The sequence below is a fragment of the Citrobacter sp. CK189 genome (assembly GCF_030333505.1).
GTDB lineage: Bacteria > Pseudomonadota > Gammaproteobacteria > Enterobacterales > Enterobacteriaceae > Citrobacter_B > Citrobacter_B koseri.
In genome coordinates, this window is sequence record NZ_JAOWFV010000036.1 from 151109 (window position 1) to 164780 (window position 13672).

12 protein-coding genes are annotated in these 13672 nt (G+C 54.1%); 3 read left to right on the plus strand and 9 right to left on the minus strand.

What is annotated here, in order from left to right:
- The first annotated feature begins 24 nt into the window (after positions 1-24).
- Positions 25-2202: an ATP-dependent DNA helicase DinG gene (dinG, locus tag OGV83_RS07150; RefSeq protein ID WP_286463336.1), complete on the plus strand. Its 2178-nt coding sequence runs from the start codon at positions 25-27 to the stop codon at positions 2200-2202.
- Here dinG and OGV83_RS07155 read toward each other — a convergent pair.
- From OGV83_RS07155 to OGV83_RS07175, 5 genes are all read right to left on the minus strand, one after another.
- Positions 2189-2692, minus strand: coding sequence for a fimbrial protein (locus tag OGV83_RS07155; RefSeq protein ID WP_115609869.1), 504 nt, complete (start codon positions 2690-2692; stop codon positions 2189-2191). The two genes, dinG and OGV83_RS07155, sit on opposite strands and share 14 nt — an antisense overlap.
- Before the next feature lie 5 nt (positions 2693-2697).
- A complete protein-coding gene (locus tag OGV83_RS07160) occupies positions 2698-3687 on the minus strand; it encodes a fimbrial protein (RefSeq protein ID WP_115609464.1) in 990 nt (329 codons plus the stop codon).
- Between the two features lie 22 nt (positions 3688-3709).
- A complete protein-coding gene (locus OGV83_RS07165) occupies positions 3710-6253 on the minus strand; it encodes a fimbria/pilus outer membrane usher protein (protein WP_286463337.1) in 2544 nt (847 codons plus the stop codon).
- A 30-nt stretch (positions 6254-6283) separates the two neighbouring features.
- On the minus strand, positions 6284-6958 hold the full coding sequence (locus OGV83_RS07170; RefSeq protein ID WP_286463339.1) for a fimbrial biogenesis chaperone: 675 nt from the start codon (positions 6956-6958) through the stop codon (positions 6284-6286).
- 69 nt (positions 6959-7027) lie between these two features.
- Positions 7028-7564: a fimbrial protein gene (locus tag OGV83_RS07175; protein ID WP_047457960.1), complete on the minus strand. Its 537-nt coding sequence runs from the start codon at positions 7562-7564 to the stop codon at positions 7028-7030.
- A 253-nt stretch (positions 7565-7817) separates the two neighbouring features.
- Here OGV83_RS07175 and ybiB point away from each other — a divergent pair, with 253 nt between their 5' ends.
- Positions 7818-8786, plus strand: a complete 969-nt coding sequence (gene ybiB / locus OGV83_RS07180; RefSeq protein WP_286463340.1) for a DNA-binding protein YbiB — start codon at positions 7818-7820, stop codon at positions 8784-8786.
- Positions 8787-8907: 121 nt separating this feature from the next.
- Here the strand turns inward: ybiB and ybiJ are convergent, their stop codons facing one another.
- The 3 genes from ybiJ to mcbA all read right to left on the minus strand — a co-directional run bounded on the left by ybiJ (position 8908) and on the right by mcbA (position 10175).
- Positions 8908-9168 (minus strand): DUF1471 family protein YbiJ, encoded by a 261-nt coding sequence (gene ybiJ, locus OGV83_RS07185; RefSeq protein ID WP_012133170.1) that lies wholly within the window; start codon positions 9166-9168, stop codon positions 8908-8910.
- Positions 9169-9455: 287 nt separating this feature from the next.
- Positions 9456-9722, minus strand: coding sequence for a DksA/TraR family C4-type zinc finger protein (locus OGV83_RS07190; RefSeq protein ID WP_047457957.1), 267 nt, complete (start codon positions 9720-9722; stop codon positions 9456-9458).
- Between the two features lie 192 nt (positions 9723-9914).
- On the minus strand, positions 9915-10175 hold the full coding sequence (gene mcbA, locus OGV83_RS07195; RefSeq protein ID WP_012133167.1) for a DUF1471 family periplasmic protein McbA: 261 nt from the start codon (positions 10173-10175) through the stop codon (positions 9915-9917).
- A gap of 287 nt (positions 10176-10462) precedes the next feature.
- Between mcbA and rlmF the strand changes: the two genes are divergently transcribed.
- Positions 10463-11389 carry a 23S rRNA (adenine(1618)-N(6))-methyltransferase RlmF gene (gene rlmF / locus OGV83_RS07200; protein ID WP_047457955.1) on the plus strand — a complete coding sequence of 309 codons (927 nt, stop codon included), beginning with the start codon at positions 10463-10465 and terminating at the stop codon, positions 11387-11389.
- Here the strand turns inward: rlmF and ybiO are convergent.
- Entirely contained in the window at positions 11386-13620 is a 2235-nt protein-coding gene (gene ybiO / locus OGV83_RS07205; RefSeq protein WP_286463341.1) for a mechanosensitive channel protein, read from the minus strand. The two genes, rlmF and ybiO, sit on opposite strands and share 4 nt — an antisense overlap.
- Positions 13621-13672 lie beyond the last annotated feature (52 nt).

A 13672-nucleotide genomic window follows, 5' to 3' on the forward strand; every position in this document is an offset into this window, starting at 1 on the left:
TTATACAGTATTTCAGGTTTTCTCATGGCATTGACCGCTGCGCTTAAAGCGCAAATCGCCGCCTGGTATAAGGCGCTTCAGGAGCAGATCCCCGACTTTATCCCCCGTGCGCCGCAGCGGCAGATGATTGCCGATGTCGCCAAAACGCTGGCGGGTGAAGAAGGGCGTCATCTGGCGATTGAGGCGCCGACCGGGGTCGGGAAAACCCTCTCTTACCTTATTCCCGGTATTGCCATCGCCCGCGAAGAACAAAAAACGCTGGTGGTGAGCACCGCCAACGTGGCGTTGCAGGATCAGATCTACAGCAAAGATCTCCCGCTGCTGCGCAAAATCATTCCTGACTTGCGGTTTACCGCCGCGTTTGGTCGTGGGCGCTACGTTTGCCCGCGTAATCTGGCGGCGCTGGCCAGCAGCGAACCGAATCAACAGGATCTGCTCGCGTTTCTGGATGACGAACTGACGCCGAATAATCAGGAAGAGCAAAAGCGCTGCGCCAGGCTAAAGGGCGATCTTGACAGCTACAAGTGGGACGGGTTGCGCGATCATACCGATATCGCCATTGACGACGCGCTCTGGAAGCGCCTGAGCACCGATAAAGCCAGTTGCCTGAACCGCAATTGCCATTACTACCGTGAATGCCCTTTTTTTGTCGCCCGACGGGAAATTCAGGAAGCTGAAGTGGTGGTGGCAAACCATGCGCTGGTGATGGCGGCGATGGAGAGTGAAGCGGTGCTGCCGGAGCCGAAAAATCTTCTGCTGGTGCTGGACGAAGGCCACCATCTGCCGGATGTCGCGCGCGACGCGCTGGAGATGAGCGCTGAGATCTCCGCCCCCTGGTATCGCCTGCAACTGGATCTGTTCACTAAGCTGGTGGCGACCTGCCTGGAACAGTTCCGCCCGAAAACCACGCCGCCGCTGGCGAATCCTGAGCGCCTGAATGCGCACTGCGAAGAGTTGTACGAGCTGATTGCCTCGCTCAACAACACCCTGAATCTGTATATGCCCGCGACGCAGGATGCTGAGCACCGCTTTGCGATGGGCGAGTTACCGGATGAGATCATGGCGATCTGCCAGCGACTGGCGAAGCTGACGGAAATGCTGCGTGGGCTGGCGGAGCTGTTCCTTAACGATCTCAGCGAGAAAACCGGCTCGCACGATATTGTGCGCCTGCACCGGGTGATTTTGCAGATGAACCGCGCGCTGGGCATGTTTGAGGCGCAAAGCAAGCTCTGGCGGCTGGCGTCGCTGGCGCAGTCTTCCGGTGCGCCGGTCTCGAAGTGGGCCACGCGGGAGGCGCGCGATGGGCAGATACACGTCTGGTTCCACTGTGTGGGCATTCGCGTCAGCGATCAGCTTGAAAGGCTGCTCTGGCGCAGCGTGCCGCATATTATTGTAACGTCGGCGACCCTGCGTTCGCTTAACAGCTTCTCGCGCTTGCAGGAGATGAGCGGCCTGAAGGAGAAAGCGGGCGATCGCTTTGTGGCGCTTGACTCCCCTTTTAATCATGTGGAGCAGGGTAAAATTGTTATTCCGCAAATGCGCTATGAACCGTTGATTGATAACGAAGAGCAGCATATTGCGGAGATGGCGGCCTATTTCCGTCAGGCGCTGGAAAGCAAAAAACACCACGGCATGCTGGTTTTGTTTGCCAGCGGACGGGCGATGCAGCGCTTTCTGGAGCATGTGACCGATTTGCGTCTTTTGCTGCTGGTTCAGGGCGATCAGCCGCGCTATCGCCTGGTGGAACTGCACCGTAAGCGGGTGGCGAACGGCGAGCGCAGCGTGCTGATTGGCCTGCAATCTTTTGCCGAGGGGTTGGATCTGAAAGGCGACCTGCTGACTCAGGTGCATATTCACAAGATTGCGTTTCCTCCCATCGACAGCCCGGTGGTGATCACCGAAGGCGAGTGGCTGAAAAGCCTGAATCGCTACCCGTTTGAAGTGCAGAGCCTGCCAAACGCGTCGTTTAACCTGATCCAGCAGGTGGGCCGTTTGATTCGTAGCCACGGCTGCTGGGGAGAGGTGGTGATTTACGACAAGCGTCTGTTAACCAAAAGCTACGGGCAGCGTTTGCTGAATGCGCTCCCGGTATTTCCGATTGAACGCCCGGAAGTGCCGGAGGTAAAAAAACGCCCGACAAAAGTGGTTGCCGGGCGTAAAAAAAGCATCCGTGCGAAGAGGCGCGCTCCTACTGATAGGTAAACGTGACCTGTATAACGCTATCGAACGAGCCCGCGCTGACGGGCATGGACGTGGCGTAATAGCGGGCGGCTAACGGGAAAGTGGCCGTGTGATCGCTTTGGTTTATCAGCACGTTAAAGCTTGCCTGCGGGGCGATGAGAATATTGTCCTGCCGATCGGCCAGCTCCAGCGCAAGCCCTTTCGCGCTGCCGCTGTTGGCAAATTTGGTCGGGTGTACGCTATCGGCCTGTCCGTAAAAAAACGCGTTGGCCAGCGTGAGTGTTTTTGGGCAATGCGTTACTTCCAGGGAAAACGCTTTCCATTCGCCGGTATCGCCTACGTCTTTGAAATCACTCGATGACGCCTGCCCTAAATCGACGGTTAAATCTTTACTGGCGCTGTCCACGGAGCAGGTGTTGGCATAGATGTTACCCACCATTTGCACCTGGATATCATCTGCGCAGGCATATGCCATCAGACCTGCGGTGAGTAAGAAAATAATTTTTTTCATCGCGATCACTTATAGGCCAGCGTAATCGTGGCGACGGTATTTGCCGGGCCTGGTGTAACGTCGCCGCTGATTTGCTCATAGCGGACCTGGAACGGAATATCCAGCGTTTCGTTGGCTTTTGCCTCGCTTTGCGTGTTGACGTAGTTGTCGAAGGTGGTGATATTGCCATCAAACAGCATTCTGACGCCGACGCCGGTCGCCATCCCGCTTTGCTGAGTCAGTTTCATCACGCCGGCAAAACCCGATTCGTAGCCATTCGCACTGGTGATCTTCACTTCAGGCTGTACGGTGGAATTACAATTGACCGTAACGTTAAAATTCTGTGCTGGCATCGAGAGGGTGCCTACTCCCATAAAATCACTGATCGGAAAGTCGCCCAGATTGACGGTCAGGTTTTTCGGTAACACGGAGCAGGTTACGGTTTCGAGATCCACATTGCCGGCATAGGCAATGTGGTTAGGACTCCCGATACCTTCGTGACCAAACACGCCAATCCCAAACTCTGTTTGCGCCTGCACCAGTGTACCGGAGGTCACGTCACTGCCGGTTTTCACCAGTTCAAGCGTGACGTTGAAGTTAAATGACTGCTGCCCATCGCTGGATACATAACCGATCGGCGTGCCGCGTGAATCGCACTGTACGCCGCCTGCGCCGCTGATCCGCTGGCCTTGCTCGTTCATCAGCGCGATGCCAACGCCGGGCACCCCGGAGTCGTACACCCCTCTCAGGCCTGGTATCTCAGCGCCTGTTCCGTAATAGCAGGAGACAATTTCCAGACCGCTATCAATACTTTGATCGCACTGTCCGGCAACGTGTACGGTTTGCTCTGTTCCTGGAATGGTCTCACCAATCGCCAGCGTCGTCGGTACGGAAACAGATGCCACGTTGATCATCTTGGGCATATCCGGCGTTGTGCAGGCCGCCTTTGCATGCGGCATAAACAAGGCTGCGCTGGCCAAAATCAGGAGGAAAAAACACTGTTTAATCATTTGCATAATGTTGAGTCTGCATGGTGAATCAATGACACTGCGCGGCAGCGTTAATGATGCTGGTTTTATGTCTCTCATCCGTTAGCGTGTACTCTGCGACGCAGTGTTCGCTGGCATCCTGACCCCACGACACGAAGAGCGTTCCGTGCTGAGGTAAACCGGAGAGATAAGTCTGACCGCCGTTGCCAACAATAAACTCGCTGTCTTTATCGTCGGTGGTGACGGTTGCGCCAAAGGGCAGCGGCTTACCGTTTTGCGTGAGCATCATTAAAACCCTGCTGCCCACGCGGGTGTTAAAGCTGGCGCGGACTACCGCGCCGCGCGTTGGGGTTACTATTCGCGCGGCATGGGTTACGTCGGCATCGTCTGGCAGTGTTTCTGTGTCCAGGGCAATCGTGTTGTGGCGGTAGGCTGATACAAATGGCACAACGGTATAGCCGCGAAAATCGGTTTTGACGCCGGTCTGATTGGTAATGTGCGTGCCATGTGTTCCCGGTGCTTTTACCAGCGCGATGGTTTCACCGAGCGGTTGCGTCAGAGTGATGCCGTTGGCGTGCGCCACAACGCCGCCTTGCAGACCCATATTAACGCTCCGTTGATGGCTGTCCTGGCTGACGCCGCCGCTCACTTCGCCATAGGTTCCTTTGTAATCGACATTCGTACTGGTTGAGTTGCCGCTTCCGGTATTGCTCACGCCTTCCTGGATATTCCAGTTCAGGTTGTCTTCGGCCAGAGCAGTACCGTTAAGGCCAATGTTTTGCGTGGCGCCGTCTTGACTGTTGTTCAGGTTGTACGTCGCCCAGGTGTTGTGCATCCAGTGGTCGAGTGGAACCGAAACGCTCAGCGCGAACTGGTTGTCATGGGTAACGGACTCACCGTTTTCATCGCTGTCGCTGGTGTTTTTGTTCATGCTGTAACTCAGGCTATAGCTCACGCCATGCCAGCTGTTGTTGTAGCTGAGGCTCATGGAGGTCATATCCTGGCGCTGGCTCCAGTAGGTCTCTTTGACCAGACTCAGCGTAAAAGACCCCCAGCTTTCGCCGAGCGTCTGATCGACAGTGGCTTCGGTACGCGCGCGGCGCTGCTGCGGGGCGGACCAGTCGCTGGCGCGGGTATAGGACTCCATTGTGTCTTCCAGGGTGTAAAAACCCTTACTGTTATAGCGATACCCGGCCAGGGAAAAGTTGGTGCCTGCGCCTGCAAAATCTTTGCTGTAACGCATGCGCCATGACTGCCCCGTGCTGGCCTGCTGCTGTTTCAGCAATGCTTTGGCCCGCGTGACGTCGACAGAAAACGCGCCTAAATCCCCCAGGTTTTTCCCTGTGCCGATCGCCTGCGACTGGTAATGGCGGCTTTGCTGTACGCCGCCATAGGCGGTAAAACCATAAGGTAGGCCATAGATTGCGCTCCCCTGAGCAAATGGAGTTTGTTCGACGTCTTTGTCATAGGCGCGATAGCGACCGGCAGTCACGCTGTAGCGCAGGTTTTTTTCACGCTGCAACACGGGTACGGAGGCGTAGGGCACCACGAAATGGCTTTCGCTGCCGTCCGTCTCTTTGACGGTGACCTGCAAGTCGCCGCTGCTGCCCGTCGGGTAGAGATCGTTAATTTCAAATGCGCCTGGCGCTACGGTGTTCTGATAAATGACGTAGCCGTTCTGACGAACCATCACCAGGGCGTTACTGTGTGCGGTGCCACGGATAATCGGCGCATAGCCTTTTTCGCTATCCGGCAGCATGTCGCTGTCGGAATTGAGTTGTACGCCGGTATAAGGCACGCTGTCGAACACGTCCGCCGGAGAGGCGCTTTGCCCTACCGTGAGATCGCTTTTCATCGCCACGATATCGCGCTGCGCGTAGGTATAAACCGACGAGAATTTCTGCTGTTCGTCATGGCCCGTGACGTTACGATTCCAGGTTGAGTAATTGCGCACGCGCCAGGCGCCGATGTTGAACCCGGGACGCAGGTTGACATACTGGCTGCTGTTATCCTGTTCACCCTGTCGGCGGGCGTCGCTCTGACTGGCGTTGGCGCTGTAGTTCAGTAGACCGGCAGTAATGCCTTCATCGAACGTTTTTGGGTCGATATAACCGCGCGGAATCTGGCCCAGCGCTGACTGGGGAATACTGAGCAATAGCTGCTGGTTGCGTACGCGAAACGTGGCGGAGGCGGCGGGAATGGCGCTTAAATCTGCGCATTTCCCTTGTGCCATGAGCCTCGGAAACGCCTTCGTTTTAATGCCGAGACTCTTTAAATCATCCAGGATGAAACAGGGCTGGAGTGAACGGTTGCCCTTAACATCTTTCTGTAATTTAAATGTGACATCGCGGGTGTCGACTTTATTATTATCAATAAAGATTGATACCTGGTATTTTCCTGGTGCTTGTCCTGGACCTTTTTCATATACCGATAAATCGGTTTTTTCCTGTCGGGGATTATCAATATCCAGGAGCGCCGGGTTAAAATAATCATCTGCCCGCGTTTGCTGCGCAAAACAGAACACTGCCAGGCCACATAACAGGGGCAGCAGTGTGAATAATTTGCAGGAAAACGGCTTTTTATCGCGGTACATGATTATTTTAGTTGCCTGTGCGCCGTTATCTTAATGGACAGGCTTAGACCAGGTTCGGCTGATGCTGCCGTAATCAGTAATAATGGAATAGGTCACGGTGTTACCGTCAGTATTGGCGGGCAGAGCCATGTGGGTTGCCGTTTCAGGTACTGCCCAGGTCGCTTTACTGATTTTATGACCATTAATCATCACGCTCTGGAAATTCATATAAAACGGCGTCGGGTTATTGACGACCAGATCGTGACCTTCACGATGCCATTCCAGTTTGTCAGCAACCTCTTCTGGCTTACCTTTCACGGAGGATGGGCGATACAATAATTTAATACGCGTGTTGATCGCGATTTGCAGGGTATTTACCCCCTCAACGTGTTTTGACGATGGAATAGCCTTGATATTCAGCCAGTACAGCGATTCACGATCCTCAGGCAGATTGCCGCCTGTGCGAATAACCCGCAGAGCGTTGTCTTCTTTCGCATTCAGGCGAAACAGTGGCGGCGTAATCAGAAAGGGGGTGTTGCCCGGATTTTTACTGCCGGAATCGACCCAGGATTGTACCAGATAGTCCGTTGAATCTGGGTTTGAAAGACCAAGCGAGGATTCCTTTTTGTCTCCCTGGTAAACAAGACGGGTGCCGTTAATAATAACGCCAGCATGCGCTGTCGCTGCTACCAGAAAAAGAGTGCTCAGTAAATAACCGTGACGCATAAATATTTCTCAGCATGAATAAAAGATATTAGCCCTGAAGAAAGGGCTAATATCTTCGGATGGATAATATCAGTTATAGATAACGGTAAAGGTGGATACGGAATTTGCCGGGCCGGCCGTAACGGCAGCCTGAGTCTGAATATAACGCGCTGCAAATTCCAGATCGTTTACCGTGCTTCCTGCCGTCAGTGGATATTGACGGGAAGGGGTATATAAGCTGACGGGTTGCTCTGACGAGTCGAGCAACTGAATTGCCACACCGGTAGCCGTCTCCGTGTCTGGCGTTAATGCCAGGGTCGTGCTGTTATCCGTATCCGGCGTACCGCCAAAATTAATGGCGGCAGAGGTCACCGTTTCCGGGCAGTCTTTTAGCTGAATATCGAATTTCGTTGGTGTGCTGGTAGAGCCTGCGCCAGAAAATACGGTTTTAGACACTCTGCCCAACTCGACATTTAGCGGGTTACTTAACCCATTAACGACCTGACAAGCGGAGTCAATGATTTCACCCGTAAAGTTAATCTGACCTTCGCCATTTGTTGCCGCAAATGCGGATGCGGAACATCCTACTGTTGCAGCGATGAATAAACCTAAAGCAACCTTGTTCATCATAAATCCTGGTGTATAAGTGGTGAAAACCAGCCTGGACGTTTTCACCGTGGACCCTCAATAACTCTTCGCCAGATATTTAATCAGATTGTTTACGGATTAGAATCGTGTATAAAAATCACAAATATTTGAACTAATGCTTGCGTTTTAATAATTACTACAAAAACAGGTGATTGATGACTGAGATAAAAAACTAACGGCCGGGTCTCCAGAGGGGCTATATTGTTAAAAAAATGTCGCAGTGGAGAATGTCATGGATTATCGCAAAATCATCAAAGAGGTCGGTCGAGGTAAAAATCACGCCCGCGACCTGGATCAGGATACCGCGCGCGGCCTGTATACCCATATGTTGAATGGCGATGTGCCCGAACTGGAAATGGGCGGCGTGTTGATCGCGTTGCGTATTAAAGGGGAAGGCGAAGCGGAGATGCTGGGCTTTTATGAAGCCATGCAGAACCACACGATTACGCTTACGCCGCCGGTCGCCAAACCGATGCCGATTGTCATCCCCAGCTACAACGGGGCGCGCAAACAGGCGAACCTGACGCCGTTGCTGGCGATTCTGCTGCATAAACTGGGCTTTCCGGTGGTGGTACATGGCGTAAGCGAAGATCCGACGCGCGTACTGACGGAGACCATTTTCGAACTGATGGGGATTGCGCCGACGCTGCACGCCGGTCAGGCCCAGGCGAAACTGGATGGGCACGAGCCGGTGTTTATTCCTGTTGGTACGCTGTGCCCGCCGCTGGAAAAACAGCTGGCAATGCGCTGGCGGTTGGGCGTGCGTAACAGCGCGCACACGCTGGCGAAGTTAGCGACGCCGTTTGCGGAAGATGCCGCCTTGCGGTTGTCCAGCGTCTCGCACCCGGAGTACGTTCCGCGCGTCGCGAAATTTTTTGCCGACATCGGTGGGCGCGGTTTGCTGATGCACGGCACGGAAGGGGAGGTGTATGCCAATCCACAGCGTTGCCCGCAAATCAGCCTGATCGACCATTCCGGTGTGCAAGTGCTTCAGGATCGCCAGAGCGAGATGCCCGACGAGCCGGTGCCGCTGCCTGCGGCAAAAGACCCGGAAACCACCGCCCGCTGGATTGAGCGCTGCCTGGCGGGAAGCGAGCCGATCCCGGCTTCCCTGAAAATTCAGATGGCGTGCTGCCTGGTGGCTACGGGAGAAGCGGCGACGTTAACGGAAGGGCTTGCGCGGGTAGCGCAGCATTTTTAAACGTCAGGCAAAAAAAAGCCCGTCCAGTGGCGGACGGGCGAACAAGGGTAACACAGGTTCAATGAGGGTTGGAGCAGTGTGTCTGTCGGCAAACAGACGGGTATAACAGAAACGCGTGAAATTATTTGTAGATAACAGCAGTGCCGCTCATTTTGTTGTTGTTGGTTGCGGAAGTGATGCTATAACCGGTTGCGCCGGCAGCTGCCGCTTTCTCAGCCAGTTTCGCTTCCAGGCCATCCAGAGTGGTGGCGCCTTCCGCAGAAACAACACCGATTTTATTCATGCTTTGCGCCTGGGAAGCCGTTACCGGCTCGGCAGCGAAAACGCCAAATGACAGGGTAGACAGAGCGATAGCAGCAACAGCATATTTGATATTTTTCATGATTAATCTCTCGCAGGTTATTCTTGTGTAGTAAGACGTTGTTCCGTCGATGTGATAAGTATCACGGTTTTTTGCGGGAGATAAAATCGAATAGAATTGACGCCATCCATCAAATAATTTGAATGACAAATAACTTATTGATTATTAATAAATTCAAAACATGGATTTACGCTTCTTGCCGTTTCACTTTACAGAAGAGAGAGTAACGGCACATTTTGCCACGCAGAAGGTGAAAAAGCATGAGAGTAAAAGAACATGCTTACGCTGTTGTTTTACGTAAAGAAAAGTTAGCGTAACTGGCTGTCTTTCGATCCTCTGCGATTATATCCTGAGAATGTTGCGTTATGTAAATCTTTCTCCTGCTGGCAGGCAATGCATAGCCTTACTCCCGGAACGGCTTTACGCCGCGCTTCCGGGATAGGATCGCCGCACTCTTCACACTCATACAGGCTTTCGCCTTGAGGAATTTCGCCGCGAGCGCGGGCGACAGCATCTTCAATAGTATTGTTGATTTGTTCATTAACGGCGTCGTCGTTCGCCCACCCGGATGCCATATACCGGTTCCTCCCCCTTTATTCCACACGGTAAGTGTAGTGAATATGGGGTCAAAAATCGTACAGTCAATAGCGCAGAAGCAGGCCGGTACATCAGTCAGCGAAAAACACCAGTGAATGAAAAAGACGGGGGGACGTTTTCCATGCTAAGGAAAACTGCATTCGGTGGGAATGCAGTTACCTGGTAGGGGGTTATTTGTAGATAGTGGCAGTGCCATACATTTGGTTATCGCCACCAGCAGAATTGACGACAAAACCTTTGGCGCCTTGTTCACGCGCTTTTTCTGCCAGTTTATTTTCAAGTTCGCTCAGCGTCGTCGCGCCCGTTGCTGAGACGGTCCCGGCGGGTCTGAGCTGGCCTGCTTCTGAGCTGCTAAGCGGCTGCGCGGCGAATGCACTAAAACTCATGCCAGTGAGCAGAGCAGCAGCCAGTACGGTGAGGCATTTTTTCATAACGGCATCCTCTTAGAAACAACAGGTGGTGCCTCATAAGTTTAGGACGTTGATGACGCAAAATTAACGCAAAAAATTGATTATGATGTGCTTGTTTTTTGAACGATATTTTTTGACGAATATTGACAAATCAATGACATACAGATTGTTGATTTTCCAGGGTTTTGCCGCTAAGCGCTGCGGAGCGACCCGTGTTCGTCTGCGGTATAAGCGGGCTTTCTCCGTCAGGTTTGTTTACCGCGTTGCGTTATGCGAGTATCTTACGCCGCTGCTAAAAGGAGAATGCCATGTCTGCCCAGAAACCGGGATTGCACCCACGTAATCGCCATCATCATCGTTACGATCTCGCGACGTTATGCCAGGTCACGCCAGAACTGGCGCAATTTCTTACCCGTACGCCTGCGGGTGAGCAAAGCGTTGATTTCGCGAATCCTCTGGCAGTTAAGGCGCTCAATAAAGCGCTGCTGGCGTATTTTTATCAGGTGGCAAACTGGGATATTCCCGAAGGCTTTCTGTGCCCGCCGGTGCCAGGCCGCGCTGATTATATTCACCATCTGGCGGATCTGCTGGGCGAAACCACAGGCGCGATTCCGGCGGATGCGAGCGTGCTGGATGTGGGGACTGGAGCGAACTGCATTTACCCGCTTATCGGCGTGCATGAATACGGCTGGCGCTTTACCGGTAGCGAAGTCCATGCGCAGGCGCTGGCCAGCGCCCAGGCGATCATCAGCGGCAACCCAGGATTAACCCGATCGATTCGTCTGCGTCGGCAGAAAGATCCTGCGGCAATCTTTAACGGCATCATTCATAAGAATGAACAGTATGACGCCACGCTGTGCAATCCGCCGTTCCACGATTCGGCGGCTTCTGCCCGTGCGGGAAGCGAGCGCAAACGTCGCAATCTGGGGCAGGATAAAAACGATGCCCTGAATTTTGGCGGCCAGCAGCAGGAACTCTGGTGCGAAGGCGGGGAAGTGGCGTTTATCAAAACGATGATCGCGGAAAGCCAGGCCTTTGGCCGCCAGGTGATGTGGTTCACCACGTTAGTGTCGCGCGGCGAAAATTTGCCGCCGTTGTACCGTGCGCTGACGGACGTCGGGGCGGTAAAAGTGGTCAAAAAGGAGATGGCCCAGGGGCAAAAGCAGAGTCGCTTTATTGCCTGGACCTTTATGGATGACGATCAGCGTCGCCGCTTTATGGCGCGTAAGCGCTAAAGCGTGGGTTCGCTCGGCGGCAGGGGGTCTGTCGCTGGCGCCTGACCGATCGTCGGTGCGGGCAGTACCTGATACGTTTGCACCGGCGCGCGAACGCCCGCCAGATCGAAGTGTTTTTTCACCTGGCTGTCGAGCGCGAAGCGTACCGTCCACTGTTTTAAGGGCAAGGTGGTAAAGGAGACCCGCAGCGTAAAAGCGGTATTGGTCAGCCCGACGATCCCGGAGAATGACGGTTCTCCGATAATCAACCCGCGAATATCTTCCGTCTCCATCACCGCAGCCACCGCGTCCTTCAATGCCTGATTGGCTTTATCCGCATCTTCATGGCGATCCACGTCATAGTTAGCCACGACCGAACCAATGCCGCGCACAAAGTTCGCGAAGGTGGTAATCGAAGACCACGGAATAATGTGGTACGCCCCGGTATCCTGACGCACGCCTACCGAGCGAATCGACATTCGCTCCACCGTACCGGTCAGCGGGCCGATAGTCACCAGATCGCCGGTATTCATCCCGTTTTCAAACTGGATGAATACGCCGGTAATAATATCTTTCACCAGCGTTTGCGAACCGAACGAAATCGCCAGCCCCAGCGCCCCGGCGCCGGCCAGTAAGGGGGCAATGTTCACGCCAATCTCCGACAGCACGATCATGATAGTGATTGTACTGATGATCACCGCCAGGGCGTTACGAAACAGCGTAAGCAGGGTTCGGGTACGCGCGCTGGGCAAGGGGCGGCCGTGAATATCTGATGCCAGGCGGTTCTCGATCAGGCTGGCGAGGATGGTCCATCCGACCGCAGAGAAAAAGAGGATCAGCGCAATGCGGATCAGAATATCGACGGTTTTTTCTCCCGCGCCGTTGTGCAGCCAGTTCCAGAAGTCGAATAACCCCCAGGCGTTGAGCAACAGCATGATCGCCACGCAAACCGTCAGGATTCGCGCGGCTTTCAGGGCGGTTGACAGCCAGCCGTTCAGCCGTTTTTGCAGCTCAGGATAGTTGCGTTGCGTAGGGGGCGACAGCGTAATGGTTTTGGCTATCCAGCGTGAGAACATGCCGGAAACAAACGCGGCGACACCGATAATGAGCAGGCTACGTACCGTCGCGCCCATCATAAACTTCAGGCTGTTGCCCGGGTCGAACAATGAGAAGAAAAACAGCACGATAAAATAGGCGCTGGCCAGCCAGTGCCACACCAGCGCGAAGGCGCGAATAAACAGACTGAAAAAGGCCAGCGACCGTTCCGCGAGATTCAGCAGATGCTGGGTGATCTCTTTTTTGTTTTTGAAGATCAGATACAGCGCCCACAGCGTAATGCACAACATGATGATGACGTTCGCCATCGCGCCGACCTGGACGTTGACCTGGTTGGAGATAATTGGCACGGCGACGATCAGACCATAGCCTATCAGGCTACTGAGCGAACTCAGACGGCGATTCCAGTAGCGTGCGCTGGCGTCCTGAATCGTGAACGGACGCAACTCCGCTACGTTAGGGCAAAAGATCAGACGCAGAATGGCTTTGAAAAACTCAATCAGGGCAAACGCGTTCAGGAACAGACTTTGTTGAAAGGCGATGGTTCGGCTGCCGGCGTTCATTCTGTCGCTCAGTATCTGCCCGACAAACAGGGTCAGCGCCAGCAGGAGCAGATCGATGATAAATGCGCCGATAATCATTGCGGGAAGCTGTAGCCAGTTGCTGCGGTCGCGATTTTTTTTGCGCGCCCACTGACCCATTTTGCGATACAGCGGCAGTGCGCAAAGTCGTATCAGCCAGTAAAAGACAAACACCGAGGCCGCCAGCATCAGGAAGTGGGTCAGGGCATTGGTAAATGCCTGCGTGTTAAACGGCTTATGCGGCGAGTCGGTGATGTTACGATAAAGCTGGGCAAAGCGCCCGGAGAGGGCTTCTCCGTAATGCCGGCTGATGTCGGTTACGTTCTCCAGTACCGTTTTTTCTTCCGTAACCGTGGGTGGCGTTATCGTAGGGACGGGCTCTGGCGGCGGCGTGGCGGCGACTTTTCGTAGCTGGTCGATGAGCTCCTTGCGAGAGGTCTCGTTCTCCAGCACATCCGCCAGCGCTGCGTAGGCGGCTTTCTTTTGTTCGACATCGGGTTCAGCCGCAGGCGCGGCCTCCTGACTGCCTGAGGCGTCCGTTGTGACGCCGGGGATCGCGACCGCATGCGCGGGGGCGCCCAGCAGTAAAAAGAGGATGAACAGGATCCGCCGCATGACTCCTCCTGTGAGAAATATAAGCAAAAAGATAAGTATAGATGCTTAAAGG